The 17,154-nt window shown below is 61.1% G+C and carries 14 protein-coding genes; 4 read left to right on the forward strand and 10 right to left on the reverse strand.

What is annotated here, in order from left to right:
* Window positions 1–112: 112 nt before the first annotated feature.
* Together L861_RS10850 and L861_RS10855 are read right to left on the reverse strand one after the other, a co-directional pair.
* Window positions 113–718 (reverse strand): rhomboid family intramembrane serine protease, encoded by a 606-nt coding sequence (locus L861_RS10850; protein ID WP_016416003.1) that lies wholly within the window; start codon window positions 716–718, stop codon window positions 113–115.
* Between the two features lie 164 nt (window positions 719–882).
* Window positions 883–2,112, reverse strand: coding sequence for an MFS transporter (locus tag L861_RS10855; RefSeq protein WP_016416005.1), 1,230 nt, complete (start codon window positions 2,110–2,112; stop codon window positions 883–885).
* Between the two features lie 108 nt (window positions 2,113–2,220).
* Between L861_RS10855 and L861_RS10860 the strand changes: the two genes are divergently transcribed.
* The gene (locus L861_RS10860; RefSeq protein ID WP_016416006.1) at window positions 2,221–3,096 is read left to right on the forward strand and encodes a LysR substrate-binding domain-containing protein; all 876 of its coding nucleotides are present in this window, start codon (window positions 2,221–2,223) and stop codon (window positions 3,094–3,096) included.
* A gap of 27 nt (window positions 3,097–3,123) precedes the next feature.
* Here the strand turns inward: L861_RS10860 and L861_RS10865 are convergent, their stop codons facing one another.
* Window positions 3,124–4,131: a zinc-dependent alcohol dehydrogenase family protein gene (locus tag L861_RS10865; protein WP_016416007.1), complete on the reverse strand. Its 1,008-nt coding sequence runs from the start codon at window positions 4,129–4,131 to the stop codon at window positions 3,124–3,126.
* Between the two features lie 209 nt (window positions 4,132–4,340).
* Here L861_RS10865 and L861_RS24705 point away from each other — a divergent pair, with 209 nt between their 5' ends.
* The gene (locus L861_RS24705) at window positions 4,341–4,505 is read left to right on the forward strand and encodes a hypothetical protein (RefSeq protein ID WP_016416008.1); all 165 of its coding nucleotides are present in this window, start codon (window positions 4,341–4,343) and stop codon (window positions 4,503–4,505) included.
* Here L861_RS24705 and L861_RS10870 read toward each other — a convergent pair.
* The 5 genes from L861_RS10870 to L861_RS10895 all read right to left on the reverse strand — a co-directional run bounded on the left by L861_RS10870 (window position 4,492) and on the right by L861_RS10895 (window position 12,360).
* Window positions 4,492–4,710 carry a GNAT family N-acetyltransferase gene (locus tag L861_RS10870; protein WP_035568116.1) on the reverse strand — a complete coding sequence of 73 codons (219 nt, stop codon included), beginning with the start codon at window positions 4,708–4,710 and terminating at the stop codon, window positions 4,492–4,494. The two genes, L861_RS24705 and L861_RS10870, sit on opposite strands and share 14 nt — an antisense overlap.
* A 50-nt stretch (window positions 4,711–4,760) precedes the next feature.
* Window positions 4,761–4,982 (reverse strand): hypothetical protein, encoded by a 222-nt coding sequence (locus tag L861_RS10875; protein WP_016416010.1) that lies wholly within the window; start codon window positions 4,980–4,982, stop codon window positions 4,761–4,763.
* A gap of 45 nt (window positions 4,983–5,027) precedes the next feature.
* Window positions 5,028–7,076: an elongation factor G gene (fusA, locus tag L861_RS10880; protein ID WP_016416011.1), complete on the reverse strand. Its 2,049-nt coding sequence runs from the start codon at window positions 7,074–7,076 to the stop codon at window positions 5,028–5,030.
* Window positions 7,077–7,174: 98 nt separating this feature from the next.
* Window positions 7,175–7,876, reverse strand: coding sequence for a hypothetical protein (locus tag L861_RS24495; RefSeq protein WP_144063005.1), 702 nt, complete (start codon window positions 7,874–7,876; stop codon window positions 7,175–7,177).
* A 155-nt stretch (window positions 7,877–8,031) separates the two neighbouring features.
* Complete coding sequence (locus L861_RS10895; protein ID WP_016416014.1) at window positions 8,032–12,360, reverse strand: DEAD/DEAH box helicase; 4,329 nt, start codon at window positions 12,358–12,360, stop codon at window positions 8,032–8,034.
* 155 nt (window positions 12,361–12,515) lie between these two features.
* Between L861_RS10895 and ftsH the strand changes: the two genes are divergently transcribed.
* Entirely contained in the window at window positions 12,516–14,468 is a 1,953-nt protein-coding gene (gene ftsH, locus L861_RS10900; protein WP_081645820.1) for an ATP-dependent zinc metalloprotease FtsH, read from the forward strand.
* Window positions 14,469–14,497: 29 nt separating this feature from the next.
* On the opposite strand, the gene L861_RS10905 is transcribed toward ftsH, so the two are convergent.
* Entirely contained in the window at window positions 14,498–15,655 is a 1,158-nt protein-coding gene (locus L861_RS10905) for an MFS transporter (protein WP_016416017.1), read from the reverse strand.
* Between the two features lie 67 nt (window positions 15,656–15,722).
* Here L861_RS10905 and L861_RS10910 point away from each other — a divergent pair, with 67 nt between their 5' ends.
* Window positions 15,723–16,265, forward strand: a complete 543-nt coding sequence (locus tag L861_RS10910; protein ID WP_016416018.1) for an Lrp/AsnC family transcriptional regulator — start codon at window positions 15,723–15,725, stop codon at window positions 16,263–16,265.
* Between the two features lie 106 nt (window positions 16,266–16,371).
* On the opposite strand, the gene L861_RS10915 is transcribed toward L861_RS10910, so the two are convergent.
* On the reverse strand, window positions 16,372–16,914 hold the full coding sequence (locus L861_RS10915) for a hypothetical protein (protein WP_144063006.1): 543 nt from the start codon (window positions 16,912–16,914) through the stop codon (window positions 16,372–16,374).
* Window positions 16,915–17,154: the final 240 nt, after the last annotated feature.

The following is a 17,154-nucleotide window of genomic DNA, read 5'->3' on the forward strand; positions in this document are numbered from 1 at the left end:
GATAGCGGCAAAGCCGAGATCGAAGTACGCCAGCTGTTCGAACTGGAGGATTTCGGCCCCAGTGAGGAAATCGAACGGCAGCGAAGCTGGTATGGCTGGCACCAGGGCCTCGTCACATACCCAAGGGTGCCAGCAATTCGTTCATGAACCGTGATACCAGCCTCGGCTCGAGCCAGATCAGGAACACCACGCCCCAGGTCCCGCCCCACAGATGCGCACTGTGGTTGATGTTGCCGCTTCCGCGGCGTTGTGCCCAGATCGAATAGAGCACATAGACTGCAGCGAACACGATGGCCGGAACCGGGACGAAGAACACGAACAGCAGCGACCACGGCTGTAGGAGAATATAGGCAAAGAGCATGGCGGCGACCGCGCCGGAAGCTCCTAAACTTCGATATTTAGTATCGTTCCGGTGACGAAAAAAGCTGGGTAGGATCGCGATCAGGATGCCAGCCAGATAGAAGAGCCCGAACCCTACGGCGCCGATGCGCGGTGTCAGCACCTGCTCCATCACTGTACCGAAGAAATATAGGGTGACCATGTTGAACAGCAAATGGGCACCGTCAGCGTGAATGAAACCATGGCTTAGCAGGCGCCACCACTGGCCCTTCGCCACACCAGTCGGCCAGAAGATCAGGGCATCGAGCAGACGCGGCTGCTGCCAGGCCAGCAGGGAGATGGCGACGGTAATGGCAATCAGGGCAAGGGTAATGCTCATAGGCGCGGCTCTTCGTTCCTTGATTTCAAGTCGTTCAATCCTCGATCAGCCGGCGTCCCAGGCTGACCACCTCATCCTGAACGTAACCAAGTGAGCGATAGAAGGCGATGTTCTCCTCATCGCCCCTCCCTGGACCGGTGAAATGCAGCCATTGGTAAATCAATTCAGGTGGCGACAGCCGCCTTGGGCTCGTCCACAGCGGCTGTCTCACGAATCGGCCAGTGCAGCGCCATGGTCACCAGGCTCAGTGCCACGCCGCTCCACCACACCCCATCATACGAGCCGGTGGTTTCGTAGAGCCAGCCGCCCAGCCACACTCCCGTAAAGCTACCAACCTGGTGGCTGAGGAACACCACGCCATACAGCGTCGCCATATAGCGAGTGCCGAACATGGTCGCCACCAGACCGGTGGTCGGCGGTACAGTGGCCAGCCACAGGAAGCCCATTGCGCAACTGAACGCCAACACACTGGTCAGGCTCAGCGGCAGCAACATGAACAACGCAATGGCCACGGCACGCCCAGCATAGATCGCAATCAGCACCAAGCGCTTGGAGGCTCGCCCGGAAATCACTCCGGCCATGTAGGCCCCCACCACGTTACACAGCCCGATTAGGCTGATCGACCAGGCACCCACCTTGGCATCGAAGCCGGCATCGACCAGGAAGGCTGGCATATGCACGGTGATGAAGGCCAGATGGAAGCCACACACGAAGAATCCGGCGGTCAGCAGCCAATAGGAGACGTGGCCGCGGGCCAACTTGAGCGTAGCAGCAAATTCCCCAGGCGTAGCGATCGGCGCGGCGCCACCGGAGCCCTTGTCCGATGCGGCCAGCGGCATGGCCAGCAGTGCCATCGTCAGGCTCATCAGCGCCATGGCATTGAGCGCGCCACTCCACCCCAGCCAGTCGATCAGCTCCTGCGCTACCGGCGCCAGCAGGAACTGACCCATGGATCCCGCCGCCGTTCCGATCCCCAATACCCATTGGCGTCGGGACTCGTCTACCACCCGCGCCATCGCCGGCAATACGATGCCAAATGCCGTGCCTGCCACGCCAGCACCGACCAGCAGCCCCGCGCCACCATGCAGCACCCAGATCTGACTCACGTCGGCGGTCATCCACATGCCCAGGGCATAGAGCACGGCACCACCCACAAGGACACGCACCGTACCGAAGCGGTCGGCCAGCCCTCCGGCCAACACCGCAATCACGCCCCAACTCAGGTTTTGAATCGCCAACGCCAGACCGATGATGTCGCGTCCCCAACCGTTGGCCTCGTTGAGCGGTTGTACGAACAGCCCGAAGCTGGAACGCAGGCCAAACGAGAGCATGAGCAGTAGTGAGCCACATAGGATCAACCACCACGTGGCAGCAGGCAGGCGAGCAGAACGCATGATGACGTCTCCAGTAGCCAAAAATTCATCAGGAGTCGCCATCCTCGGTGTTTTCTGATAAACCGACAAACGAGTAATTACGCTTCCATGCATTAGAAAAACTCGGTCATGAGCCAACCACCACTGAAAGCCATTCAATGCTTCTGCCTTGCCGCACAGCACCTTAGTTTCAAGAAGGCGGCTGAAGAAATCGCCGTCACATCAGGTGCGATTAGCCAGCAGATCAAGGGCCTGGAGAATTGGTTGGGGATGACGCTGTTCGAGCGTCGCGCACGCTCCATCATGCTTACCGAAGCGGGCAATGCCTACTACCGACGCATCGCGCCACTGATGGACGAACTGGTCGGCGTCAGCTACTCGATGCAGCAGGTGGATCGTCTCAAGGTGGTGCGCCTATCCCTACCACCCGCCTTTGCCCTGCTGTTTCTCGGTCCGGCCTTGCCCGCCTTTCGTGCCCATCATCCGGACATCGAGCTACAACTGCATGCCTCACCGATGCTCCACGCGCTGGAGGAAGCCGGCAATGACCTAGCGATTCGCTATCTGCCCCAAGCCGACGATCAACTCGACTGTACCCTGCTAGTTAGACTCGAGATATTTCCAGTGTGTAGCCCGGCCTATCTGGCCGCCCACCCCGATCTCGCCCATGGTTGCTTGCACGGCACCACTCTAATCAACGATATCCTGCACCAGGACTGGCACCGCCTGACCCAGACCTACAACCTGGCACTCGCCGACACTCAGCGGTTGCACGTCGATCAGGCCATGCTCGCCCAGCAAAGCGCGGAGAATGGCCTCGGTATCGCCCTGGGTGATTCCCTACTCAGCCGTCAGGCCCTGGAGAGCGGTCGTTTGGTCGTACCGTTCGAGGCCAGACTGCCCGCTCGACGTCACCTCTATCTGGCCCATGCCAGAAAGCCGCTGCTCAGCCCTGCCGCCTGCACTGTCAAGCGCTGGCTCGTCGAGACATTTCGTGAAGAATAGCGATTTCCATGGCGATCCATTTTGCCATCAGAACTCCAGACAGATTTTGCCAAAGTGGCGTCCCGCTTCTTCGTGACGGAAGGCGTCGGCGATCTCGTCCAACGTGAAACTACGATCGATCACCGGTCGCATGCTGCCAGCCTCCAGGGCACGGACCATCTCGGCCTGATGCTGCCGGCTACCGACGATCAAGCCCTGAAGCCTGGCCTGCTTGGCCATCAGCTTGGCGGTGGGTATCTCGCCGGCACGACCGGTAAGCACACCGATCAGCGAGATATGTCCACCAATACGCACCGCCTCTATCGATTGCGGCAAGGTGCCGGGGCCACCAACCTCGATCACATGGTCGACGCCACGCCCGTCAGTGAGTTCTTTCACGCGCTTGCCCCACTCCGGCTCGGTCTTGTAGTTGAGGGTGTGATCGGCACCCAGCTCCACGAGCTTTTCAATCTTCTCATCGGACGACGAGGTGGCAATCACCCGCGCACCCATCAATTTGGCGAACTGCAAGGCGAAGATCGACACCCCGCCGGTACCCAGTGCCAGCACCGTATCGCCGGCCTTGAGGCCGCCATCGACCACCAGGGCGCGCCAGGCAGTAAGGCCAGCCGTGGTCAATGTCGCCGCCTCGGCGTGGCTGTAACCCTCGGGAGCGCGGGTGAACCAGGTCGCCGGACGTACCACTTGCTCACAGGCATAGCCATCGACTCCGTCACCGGGCACGGTGGTGAAGTCACCGATTCGCGCCGGGCCATCGAGCCAGGTGGGAAAGAAGGTGGAGACGACCGAATCGCCAACCTGGAACTCCTCGACACCCTCTCCGATCGCTTCGACCACCCCGGCCCCATCGGCCATGGGGATGCGTCCATCCGCGGTCGGCTTACTTCCCGAGACGACGCCATAGTCATGGTAATTGAGCGAACTGGCATGTACCCGAACGCGGATCTCGCCCGGTCCCGGCTCACCGGGTTCCGATACATCAATGATGTCGAGACGGTCCAGACCACCGGGACTGCGCACTGCTACGGACTTCATCGCTACCCTCCTCTTCGTTGTCGCGCTTCTCCGTTGACAACTGCCATCAATGAAAAGATACCGGAAAGCGAGGATGTTCTAAGCTTAAGGTAAGACAGCGGGGCACCTAATGACATCGATGCTGTCTGACATAAGGTCCATCGACAATATGATCGGTGGTACCAATCCGCACCGGGTGTCGCACCCCCTACGTCAGCAGGAGAAGCCCAATGGGAACCATCGAGACTCTCACTGTTGGACTGGCCACCGCGGCCGTCCTGGCCATCGCCATCTATGCCGGCGTTGAATTCAAGCGGCGCCTGATCCGTCAGCCAGTGCGCATCGACGACGAGCAGAAACGCATCGCACAGCGGAACCGGTTCAATCGTCGGTAAACGTCAAGCACATGGCGACACGCTCGCGTAATCCGCAGCGTGTATCATCGCGCAGCAAGCGCGCCAAGTCCGCGCTCAGTTCATGTCGTGCTAGCCGCTGGAATCCCCGTCGCTCATAGAAAGGAGCATTCCAGGGCAAATTGGCAAAGGTGGTCAGGGTAAGCGCCTTGAACTGAGCGGCCATGGCCCAAGCTGTCACTCGCACACCAGCGCTCGTCCCAATCCTCGGCTAGCCATGGCAAAGGCTACCATCGGCTACTGCTCCTGATACGGCTGGGCCCACACCTTCTCCGGCTCATGGCGCTCGAGGATACTCTCCACTTGGCGTTGGACATCCTCCGGAACGATCACCTTGAGTTGGTTGGTCTCCCTGTCCAGAAACAGCTTTTCCCGGTCAATCCCTTCGGATACCAATTCGTCAAACGCATTGATGGCCTTGAGGATGTCGTCATACGTGGCAGTAACGGTCTGGGTCATGATGTCCTCCGACACACGCAGAGATGATGGATGGTCGCTGCCTGATCACGCCTCCTCTTCCTTGTGCGGCCGGTAGTCCTGCATCAGCTGTCGCTGGACATTCTCGGGCGCCGGTTCATAGTGGCTGAACTGCAGGGTATAGGTGCCGGAGCCGCCGGTCATGGCATTGAGGCGATTAGGGTAGTCGGCGATTTCCGCCAACGGCACCACCGCCTGGATGCTGATCTGGTCGCTCATGGAACGGGTATCCTGGATACGGCCACGACTTGCCGAGAGATCGGCCGTGATATCCCCCATGGCATTTCCTGGAGCTTCGACCACCAACTCCGCCATCGGCTCCAGCACGATGGGGCCTGCCTTGTGCACGGCATCCAGGAAGGCCTTGCGGCCGGCGATAACGAAGGCAATCTCCTTGGAATCCACTGGGTGGGTCTTGCCGTCGTGCACGGTCACCCGCACATCCTGCAATGGATAGCCGGCAATCGCTCCACTCGCCATGGCCTGGCGGACGCCCTTTTCCACCGCCGGCAGCAATGACCCCGGAATGACGCCGCCTCGAATGGTATCCATGAACTCGAATCCGGCCCCGCGCGGCAACGGCTCGACACGCAAGAACACCTCGCCGAATTGGCCGGCACCTCCAGTCTGCTTCTTGTGTCGGCAATGCCCCTCGGCAACGCCGGTAATAGTCTCCCGATAAGCAATGGAAGGCGGGCTGGTCTCGACCTCCACACGATAACGCTGGTTCAGGCGCTCCAGGGCCATACGCAGGTGCAACTCACCCAATCCACGCAACACCGTCTCCTGGGTGGCCGAATCCTGTTCAACACGCAACCCTGGGTCTTCCTCGACCATCTTCGCCAAGGCTTCCCAGAGTTTTTGTTCGTCGCCGTGACGCATCGCCTGGATCGCCAGCCCGAACACCGGGGCAGGCAATTCCACAGGGCGCAGATGGATATGGTCTTCGTCGTGGGAATCGTGCAGCACGGTATCGAAGGTCACCTCATCTACCTTGGCCAGGGCACAGATCTCGCCTGGGCCACAACGTGACACGTCCAGATGCTGCCGCCCTTGGAGACGAAACAGGTTGCCTACCCGAAACGGTTTGCGGGCGTCCCCAGCGAACAGTCGTGTATCGCGGGTCACGGTGCCTTGATGGACGCGGAACACCGCCATCTTGCCAAGGAAGGGATCGTGTTCGATCTTCACCACATGCGCCAATACATGGGCATCCGGGTCAGGGAGCGCCTGGTACTCGCGGGTACCTTCAGCGTCTTGTCGGAGAAAGGGCGACGGGTTGCCTTCCAAGGGGTTGGGCATCAGTCGTGAGAAGATGTCCAGCAGCTCACTTACCCCGGCACCGGTGATAGCCGAGGTAAAACAAACGGGCACCAAGTGCCCGTCGCGCAATGCCGCCTCGAAAGGCTCATGTAGTTGCTCTGGATTGAGCTCCTCCCCCTGTTCCAGGTACAGCGCCATCAACTCCTCGTCCAACTCCACCACTTGATCGACCAGCATCTCGTGGGTTTCAGCGACAGAGGAAAAGTCCGCCTCGCCGTCAGGGGCGAAGAAGCAGTCCGAAACCCGCTCTGCGCTTGAAGCAGGCAGGTTGAGAGGTAGACATTGAGGACCGAAAGCGGCGCGGATCTCTTCCAGCAGGATGGCTAGCCCGGAGGGGGCGGTATCGATCTGGTTGACGATGATCAGCCGACACAGCCCTCTTGCCTCAGCCCATTGCATGATCCGGCGTGTCGTGGCATCGACACCGACACGGGCATTGATCACCACCGCTACCGTCTCCACGGCGGGTAGAATCGACAATGCGGCCCCCTGGAAGTCGGCATACCCAGGTGTGTCGATCAGGTCGATCCATGTGTCCTTCCACTCCAGCCCCATCACCGAGGCCGTAATCGAGTGTTGCAGGGCTTTCTCTTCGGGAGTGGTGTCGCTGATCGTGGAGCCCCTCTCCACGCTGCCGGCACCATTCACGACACCGGCCGCTGTCAACAAGGCTTCGGCCAGGGTCGTCTTTCCCGACCCGGCCGGGCCGGTCAGGGCAATATTACGAATACGTTCAGGGGATCGCTCGGGCATGGGTTTTCCCCCCGCTGCTGGGTTGGCGTGCCACCATGAGGAAGTTACCTAAAAAAGGGTAGCAGGCGCGGGGAAAGGCAGCGACACAAGCCGGTCAGCTAGCGGATGAAGTCTCCACGGTCGTGACGACTGTCAGGTCGGAACAAAGGCGCGCGCCGATGACCATCGAAGCGGTGCCGATGTATGCCATGATCCCACTTTCGACCATGCGGTCGCCATTGGGACGGGTGCCCAGGCCATACCCTGTGCTCGATGCGTGCGCCACCGATGGAGTGCCTGTCCTGAGGCCAGATGACGACAGCCCCTCCAGAGTGGATGCCGTGAACATCACCCCACCGTTGCGTACCAAAATGATCGACACCAAAGCGTCGTGACGACCGCCGCTCGTGACCGAAGTCACGGGTATCGCGGTGCCGAGGGCCAGTACTCCAGACACGGGGCGCTTTCCCATCACGATGCAGACGATGACTCATGCCTGGGGCAGTACCGAAGCGATTTGGCGTAGTATCGAAGCGATCTGTGGCAGTGCCGAAGCGCACCGTTCCATGCCCATGCTGCATGTCAGGGGCCCCTCGAAAGATAACGACCCCATGTTGCCGCTCGAAACCACCTCCCACGACGCTGATTTGCACGCCCGGTACCGACACTACCCGCTCACCAGCAGGGAACACGATCGGCGTCTGCACCTGACTGGACTCAATTTCGCGTAATGGCAGTTCTCGCTCGTGTGCTGACAACGGTGAGGACCAGATCAACAGACCCAGCGAGGGGGCAAGAACAAACTTGATGAGAACGTTCATGGGGCACTTCTCCCCGGTGGCAGGCTTGATCAGAGAGAACCGTACCGCTATTCCCACATCAAACATGCACGCCGCATTGCTTCATCCGAGGCGAGTAGCAACCACATATGCTGCTCTGTTCAGATAGGACGTCGCCTTCTCTGCATCGTTCCCGCTTACGCCAAGTGGGATGTCCGAGTTTCCGAAGGTTGCGGACGGTAGCCAGAGCCGCGTCGCAACCGTTCCGTGACTTGCCATTGAATCTCGGTGGGCAGCGGCTTCAAGGCGTGCACGTCGCCATTTTGCAGTACCGCTTCCGGGACGCCGTCGCGATACAGTAGCCGGTTGCCGGATACTGCCGGCAGGCGGGCACCGGGAGTCAGCACCCCTAACAGGTTGAGCGGGTCGGCAGCCGACACGACGACACGCGTATCGTCCAGTTCGCGCTTGCGCATGGCCTTGAGCGCTCCCACCGCTTCGGGTAACGCGAATTGCTCGCCGGCGAACTGTTGTACGAAGCGGCCACCGCGGATCTCGCCACGCGCCTCCAGACGACGATAAACGTAAAGCAGTTCACGCCAGGGCGGCAATGCCGATTCGCGCTCCAGCACCCGCCGGAACACCACGCCATAGCGTTGCAACAGTACCCAGGCGATATGCTCCAGACTCTCCAAGTCAGTGGTGATTCGCCGAGGGGGAGTGGTTTCCTCGCCCTCCGGCACCGGCAGCCACGACCAGCGCCCGCCAGCATCCACGCCCGGTGCCTGACGACGGCGCCGCCGGCCACCAGCACTGATCGGCGGGCGTTTGTGGGCTGGGGCGATCAATGCCCGCAGGCCATTGAAGGTATCCGAGGTCACCAGTCCCCAGGCCGCCAGTTCGCCCAACGCCTCCTCTACCTGAGTGCGCAACATGCGCGTGGGTCCAAGCAGGTCGGCAAAGAACATCGCTCCGCCGGCCTGCAGTGCCTCCAGCACCCGGCGGGCACCGCCGGAGAGTGGCAGCGCCTCGGCATCGGGCCCTGGAGCCGCAGCTCGCCAGTCGCCCAGCGCTTGCCGTTCGACCAACGCGATCGGTGTATTGCGCAGCGGTCCCGGGCGGTGGCGCTCGTCGTCCGCCGCCACGCGCGGCGACACTAGGCGCAGCCACACGAAACGGCCGCTGGCGAGCAACTGATCCAGTAGATAGGGGGCGTAATCTGCGACGCGGCCCGGCAGTACGTCCTGCTCCCAGGCGCCAGCCGCAACAGGAAACCCTTCCAGGCGCTCCACGGCGCTCGCCAAGGCCTCCACCCCTTCCGGCCGTTCCGTCAAACCATGCCAGTCGAGCAGGAAACGCAGGTAGTGCTGAATACTGACGGGCTCGATCTCGGCGCGCTTGCGATCGACGGCGTAACGATGCATGCGTGCCAGCAACCGACGCTCGCACCACTCGACTTCACTGGTGGCCCCGGCAAAACTGCCTTGCAACACGAAGCCTTCGCTCTCCAAGCGCGCCAATGCCGCCGTTACCCGCTCCAGTGCCACTCCCAATGGAATGGCAAGTGCCGTGGCGGTCGTCGGCCCTACGCTTTCCAGGCGCGAGCGCAGCACCTCGATCAAGGCCGTGTCGGCATCATCGGGCACCGCACCCACCGCCTCGATGATCGGGTCGAGCGTTGCGCGTGGGTGGATCTCGCGCAGTTCAGCCAAGCGCTCGGCGGCAACCCACAGTGTCTCGCCGCCGGTCATTGAGACAGCCGTGGCACGGCGTGCCGTAGCGAGCGACTCGAACCAGGACTGCCACTCGGCGCCTTCATCAGCGCTAATGAAACCACTCAACACCAGGGCATCATGAAGCTCGTCGCTATCGCGTGGTTGCGGCCAGGCCTCGTCACGCACACGGCGTACGACCTCTGGGTCATAGCGAGCCGAAGCGGCAGCATCCGCCACATCCATGGTGTCGCCGGTGCGCACGCTAAGAGTGCGACGCTCCTCTTGGGCGCCGTCGTCGAGAAAGGCATAGGGCCGGGCATTGACTACCTCCTCCGCCAGCGGCGACGGCACGGCGAGATCGCTGCCACTGACCACGACTTCCCCCCGCTCCAACCGTTCGAGCAGACGTTCCAGCCCGCTTACGTCCATGGCCTCGGTCAGGCAATCGCGCAGCGTCTGGGAAACCAGCGGGTGATCAGGAATCTCGCGTGCGCCGGCCAGGTTCTCGGCACACGCCAATTGGTCGGGGAAGACCACCGACAGCAGGTCCTCGGCGTCCTGGCGCTGCAATTGCGGCGGGCGCCGCCGGCCATTGCGGGTACGCGGCACCGCCAGGCCGATAGAGGCGTTCCAGCGCCAGCGCATACCGAACATCGGCGCATCGAGCAGCGCCTGAATCAGTACTTCACGCACTGTCTTGCTGTTCAGGTAGTTCCATACCTCGTCGAGTGGAAAGCTATGGGTGGGCCCCAGCGACAGTACGATGGTGTCTTCCAGCGCCGCCGCCTGCAGCTCGAAATTGAACTTGCGACAGAAACGCTTACGCAGCGCCAGCCCCCAGGCACGATTGAGCCGAGAACCAAACGGGGCATGCAATACCAGATGCATGTCGCCGGCCTCATCGAAGAAACGCTCGAGCACCAGATGCGCCTGGTTGGGCACCACACCGAGTGCTGCACGCGCCCGGGCCAGATATGCAGCAAGCTGCTCGGCCGCCTCGCTAGAGAGACCATAAGCTGTTTCCAGCCACTCATGCGCGGCGTCTTCGCCACCGTCCGCCAGGCGCTCATCCACGCCAGCACGCAGACGCGACACCGCCTGGGATAGTTCCTCGGTACGCGCCGGTGCCTCGCCGAACCAGAAGGGGATGCTCGGCGGCGCACCCTTGGCGTCCTCGACGAATACCCGCCCGGTCGCCACCTTGAGAATGCGATAGCCCTGGTTGCCAAGCTGAAAGACATCGCCTGGCATGCTTTCGAAGGCGAAGTCCTCGTTGACCGTGCCGACGCGGATATCCTCCGGTTGCAGCATCACGTCGTAATCGAACTGGTCGGGTATCGCGCCACCATTGGTCAGCGCCACCAGTCGTGCGGCTCTTCTTGGCCGCAGGCGGGCGTTGACCCGGTCGCGGTGCAAATAGGCGCCACGTCGTCCACGACGCGTGGTGTAGCCGTCGGCGAGCATCTGCAGCACTGCATCGAAGCTCTCGCGTGACAGAGAGCGATAGGGCCAGGCCGAGGTCAGCCGCCGGAATAGCGCCTCCTCATCGTACTCGCCGGCACCGGCGACCTCAGCGACCACCTGCTGGGCCAATACATCCAGCGGCCCCTCGGGGATATGCAGGCGATCCAATTCACCCGCTTTCACGGCACCCATCAATGCCGTGCACTCCAGCAGGTCGTCGCGGGTCAGTGGGAACAACCGCCCCTTCGGCAAACGCCCAACGCCGTGGCCGGAACGCCCTACCCGCTGCAGAAAGGCAGCCATCGAGCGAGGTGAGCCAAGCTGGCAGACCAGGTCGACCTCGCCAATGTCGATGCCCAGTTCCAATGATGCCGTGGCCACCAGGGCACGCAGCTCCCCTTTCTTGAGGCGCTGTTCCGCCTGCAGGCGATGTTCACGGGCCAGGCTGCCATGATGGGAGGTCACTGCCGTCTCACCCAAGCGGTCGGCCAGATGGCGCGCCACCCGCTCGCATACGCGCCGCGTGTTGGCGAAGATCAGCGTGGTACGGTGCTGATCCACCAACGCCGCCAGGCGGTCGTATACCTCTTCCCACACTTCGTTGGCCATCACCGCGCTCAAGGGAGAGCCAGGTACAGTAATCGCCAGGTCACGTTCTCGCACATGGCCAGTGTCGATCACCGTGCACTGGGTGCCGCCGGTGAGAAAGGCGGCGACCTCCTCCACCGGCTTCTGCGTGGCGGAAAGCCCGATGCGCTGGGGTGGCGTATCGGTCAGGGCGGCCAGCCGTTCCAGCGACAGCGCCAGGTGCGAACCGCGCTTGGTGCCGGCCACGGCATGAATCTCGTCGACGATCACAGAACGCACACTGGAAAGCATGCGGCGGCCCGATTCCGAGGTCAGCAGGATATAGAGTGACTCGGGAGTGGTGACCACGATATGCGGTGGCCGCTTGCGCATGCGCTCGCGGTCCGAGGCCGGGGTATCGCCAGTGCGTACCCAAGCGCGGATCTCCGGCTCAGGCAGACCACGTTCCGCCAACGCCGCTCCAATACCCGCCAAAGGCATCTGCAAGTTACGCTGGATATCGTTGGACAGCGCACGTAGCGGCGAAACGTAGAGCACCACCGTTTCGTCGGGCAACGCCTCCTCCAACCCATGACGCACCAAGCCATCGATGGCCGCCAGGAAAGCAGCCAGGGTCTTGCCGGAACCGGTGGGCGCAGCGATCAGCACATGTCCGCCGTCACCGATCGCCGGCCAGGCGCGAGCCTGCACCTCGGTGGGTGCACCTAGGTCACGCTCGAACCAGGCCTGAACGGCGGGAAGAAAGGCATTGAGCGACATGATCGATATCGTTTCACCCAAGAAAGCATTGAATGAATACCTCTCCTGCCTCCTGATGATGACGACTCATTGGCGCTTGGTCCAATCAATCGCCTTGTAAAACCTTACTGACGGAACCATGGTCAAAGTAGAGCTTGATTGCCTATGGAGAGTCCATGACACAACGGGACGATAGGCGGCCGGAGAAACGGCGGGGCCAAACGGGGCAAGGCAATGACCCGCCAGGCCTGAACGAGGAGTTTCGGAACAGATTCCGGCAACAGTGGATGCTGTTCGTCTGGCTTTCGCTGGGGATCGTGCTCCTTTTCTACTATCTCGATTCCCAGCAGCAGCCGACACAGGCCAAACTCACTTACTCCGAATTCGTGGAAGCCGTGGAAGAGGGTTACGTAAGTGAGGTTACCCTGCGTGGTCAGCATGTCGATGGCACCTTGACTGAGGAAGGCCAAAGAAACCTGGATGTCGGTGACGCTCAGGCATTCGAGACCGTACGCCCGGATACCGATGCCCAACCACTTCTCGACCGGCTCGAGCAACATGGGGTGAACATCACGGCCTTATCGACCGAGCCTCCCTGGTGGCAGCGGATCCTGACAGGAATGCTTCCGTTGATCCTGATTCTCGGCCTGCTGTTCTGGTTCTGGTACCGCATGCAGCAAAAGGCGATGTCCGGAGGCGGGCTTTTCGGCATCGGCCAGTCGAAGGCCAAGAGGATCCAAAGCGAAGACAGCCATGTGCGCATGAGTGACGTGGCGGGCTCGGACAACGCCAAGCGAGAAATCACCGAAGTGGTGGAATTTCTCAAGAACCCCGAACGCTTCCGCCAACTCGGCGCCAAGATCCCACGCGGCATCCTGATGATGGGACCACCTGGCATCGGCAAAACCCTAATGGCACGTGCCGTGGCCGGTGAGGCCAACGTGCCGTTCTTCAGTATCAGCGGATCCGAGTTCATCGAGATGTTCGTCGGTGTCGGCGCCTCCCGAGTACGCGATCTCTTCAAGCAGGCCAAGGAAGCGGCGCCCTCGGTAATCTTCATCGATGAACTCGACTCCGTAGGCCGCACCCGTGGCGCCGGCATGGGCGGCGGTCACGACGAGCGTGAACAGACCCTGAACCAGATCCTCTCTGAGATGGATGGCTTCGAGGTAGAGGAATCGGTGGTGGTGCTAGCCGCCACCAACCGCCCTGACGTGCTCGACCCGGCGCTACTGCGTCCCGGTCGCTTCGACCGCAAGATCACCATGGAGCGCCCTCACCGCAAAGCGCGTCATGCGATTCTCCAGGTCCATACCAAGAATATTCCCTTGGCCGAAGACGTCTCTCTGGAGCGTTTGGCCCAGATCACCACCGGTTTCTCCGGTGCCGACCTCGCCAACCTGGCGAACGAAGCCGCCCTGTTCGCCGGGCGCCGCGAACAACATCAGGTGGACTGGGCATGTTTCGCCGATGCACGCGATCGCATTTTACTCGGCGAAGTCCGGGAAGCCGCCCTTTCCGAGCAAGAACGACATATCGTGGCCTATCACGAGTCCGGTCACGCGCTGTTGGCCTACCTGCTGCCCAATGCCGACCCGCTGGAGAAAGTCACGGTCATCCCGCGCGGACAAGCCTTGGGGGTGACCGCTCAGGTTCCCGAGGAAGAGCGCTACAACTACAACGAGTCCTACTTGCGAGATCGGATCACCGTGATGTTCGGCGGTCGTTTGGCCGAATCCATCGTCTTTGGCGAAGTCAGCAGTGGTGCGGAGAACGATCTTCAGCAAGCGACACAACTCGCCAGGCGCATGGTGGCCCATTGGGGCATGAACGAGCGCATCGGGCCCACTGCCTTCCCTCAGAGTCAGGAACATGTCTTCCTCGGCAAGGAACTCGCCCAAGGGCGCGAACACAGTGACGCCACAGCCGCCATGATCGACGACGAGGTTCGCCGGCTGCTGGTGGAGATCGAGTCCCATGGCCGGGAGTTGCTCGAGCAAAACCGTGATCGCCTGGATGCCCTTGCCAGCGCTCTGGAGCAGCACGAAACCCTGGAGTTCGAGGAGATTCGTCGTATTCTCGAAACACCGGAAGAAAGCCACCGCTCGCGGGATCCTCAACCCAAGTGACAGGGCAATTGACTCGAGCGCCGACCGGGTCAGTTTCCCTTTTGCATCAATCGCGGCGACAGACGGCTGAACGACCAGCCCAGAGCTGGCACGATACATGCCGCCGACACCAGAGCGCAGGCCGCGAAGCCTAGCTGCTCGAATATCGGGCGATAAAGCAGTGCGCCAGCGAACACGCACAGATAGGTGATAGCACTATAGAGCCCCATGATCGCCCCACGTTGTGACGGATCGAGTTCCGTGAGACGGCGCACGATCAGGTTGAGGCCGATGTGGTTGGCAAGCCCCCATGCCACGCACAGCATTAGCAGCATGATGGGCCATTCGGCAGTCGCCGCCACACCAAGATAGACGAGCGCCAGCGCGGCAAAGGCAACGGTAGCGGCAGCGATCGTACCGTAACGATCGACCAACCGGCCCAATGGAGCCGCCAGGCCAAACCCCATGCCATAGGCAAAGGTCGCCGCACCGGCAAAGGTAGTGGAAAGCTGCAACGTCGAGCCGAGATGTGGGCCAAGGTAAGTGTAGAGGCCATAAAAGGCCGTCATGTAGGCGGCAACGTTCAGCAAGGCGGGCAGAATTCCAGCCACCCGCAACGCCGTCAACGGCGAGGTCGGCACGGTTGCGCGTACAGGCGTGCCCCACTCCTTGTCCCTGCTTACGCCGATGGCAAGCGCAATGGCTCCCGAAGCCAGTACCGAGAACACCGCCCGCCAATGCACGATATCGGCCAGCACGGCCGAAAGGCTGACACCTGCCACCAGGCTCAGCGTCCATCCTGTCAACACGATTCCCAGCGTTTCACTCTCGCGGCCCTTCTCGGCCACCTGGGCTGTCAGCGTATAGATGGCCGGCAGCGCCATTCCTGCCGCCAGGCCAGCCAATGCCTGAGCAAGGCACAGCACCAGCAGCGAAGGCGCCAATGCCGCTCCCGCCAGTGCCATGACGAAGACAAACAGCGCACGCACCAAGGCACGTTCAGCACCGATCCGATCCGCCATCGAGGCCAGTGTCAGCGCACTGGCTGCCGTCGCCAACCCATAGATGGCTGCCGCGGTCATGACATCGGCGGCATCGACGCCTGAAAACGAGACAGCCACCGAAGCGGCGATTGGACTCAGTACCAGCGAGTTGGCGCCAATGACGGCAATCGATCCGGTCAGTAGCAAGACATTGCGGCTAATCATGGTCGCCCCTAAACTGAATTCGGTATTATTATTTAGTTGACGAACCTCCTTCAGGACAAACACAAATATGCCGAATGATGAAAAAACAGAAGATATTCGGGATCGCCCTACCGATAGCCGTCCACTCGATACCTTCGACCGAAAGATATTAAGCGAGCTTGCCAAGGACGCCGGCCTCAGTTATGCCGAGTTGGGGCGTCTCGTGGGACTATCGGCACCCGCCGTTCACGAACGCGTGAAACGGCTGCGCGCCTCCGGGCGAGTGCGCGGTACCGTGGCAGTATTGGATGGCCCATCGACAGGCAAGCCGCTGCTCGCCTTCGTGCACGTCGACACCATGGGGTGGGGAAAGACACAGGAACTGTTGTCGCTCGCCGAGCTTCCGGAACTGGAAGAGATCCATTCCGTTGCCGGCGACACCTGCATGCTGCTCAAGGTGCGATGCAAGAGCAGCCGAGCGCTGGAAGGCCTGCTCGCCCGGCTCTATGCCACGCCAGGCGTGAAGGCCACACGCAGTTATGTGGTGCTCTCGACCTATCTCGAACGCACGCCACAAGGCGGCATTACCGAAGCGCTGGAGAGTGAGCACTCGGTGACGCATTCGACGTAGGGGAGTGGGGAAAACTGCGCTCGCTCGTTGACTTTCAGACGGATCTAGACTCTGTACGAAGCAAGCTGCTGACGATTTTCCGTACAGAGTCTAGCGGCAAAGCGGGTTAACCGAGTGCCCGCTGACGATACCCTACCGTTATCGGCATCGAGAAACTGCCAACGCTGGACTCCAGACTGTCCAGGCTCTCTTGCAGGATGCGACATTCAGTCTGCTTCTGCTTGACGAAGCCCTTCAGCATCGGACCCAACTCGGGCATCGTGTTGGCGTTCTGCAAGTGCTCATGAAATCGCAACGAATAATCGGCAGAGGCGATGACCTGGGCCAGCATGGCCATGGCCATGTCGCGATTGACGACAAAGAAATAGTGCTTGGCAAAGGGAGAACAAGTGGTTTGGCCCGTTTCGCTAGCGGCGAGAATGTCCGCCAGCCCTAATTCTTGTGAGACTTGCAGTTGGGTATCGAGACGTCGTTCGCATTCGATACCCAATGCCGCCATGAGCTTGCTGATCCCCAAGTCATAGGGCAGGAAACTGAAGGCAAGCCGCCGGTAGTGATGCATCTCCTGGTTTTCATGTGTGTTGGCCAGGGCAAGCAGTTCTTCCGGCATCAGAATCAGTTTCGCGACTTCCTTTTGATCGTACGGCATGACAGTCGTGGCCTCCCGTAGGTGTGAATCCATTACTTGGCCTCGTTCCCCAGCCTGTCCCTTGGAAGGTAGGTGAACTTCTTGCGGATCACCTTTGACCGATATCAATTCTTTGGCACTTCGACGTAATGACCCCGAATCCCAGCAATGGAAAATAACAGGATCAAGCCGTTATCCCTGAGTGGCTTCCACTACCTCAGCCACGGCCACTAGACTGCCCAAAGAATGTGTCCGAAACAT

Origin of the sequence: Litchfieldella anticariensis FP35 = DSM 16096 (assembly GCF_000409775.1) — a bacterium.
GTDB classification, from domain to species: Bacteria; Pseudomonadota; Gammaproteobacteria; order Pseudomonadales; family Halomonadaceae; genus Litchfieldella; species Litchfieldella anticariensis.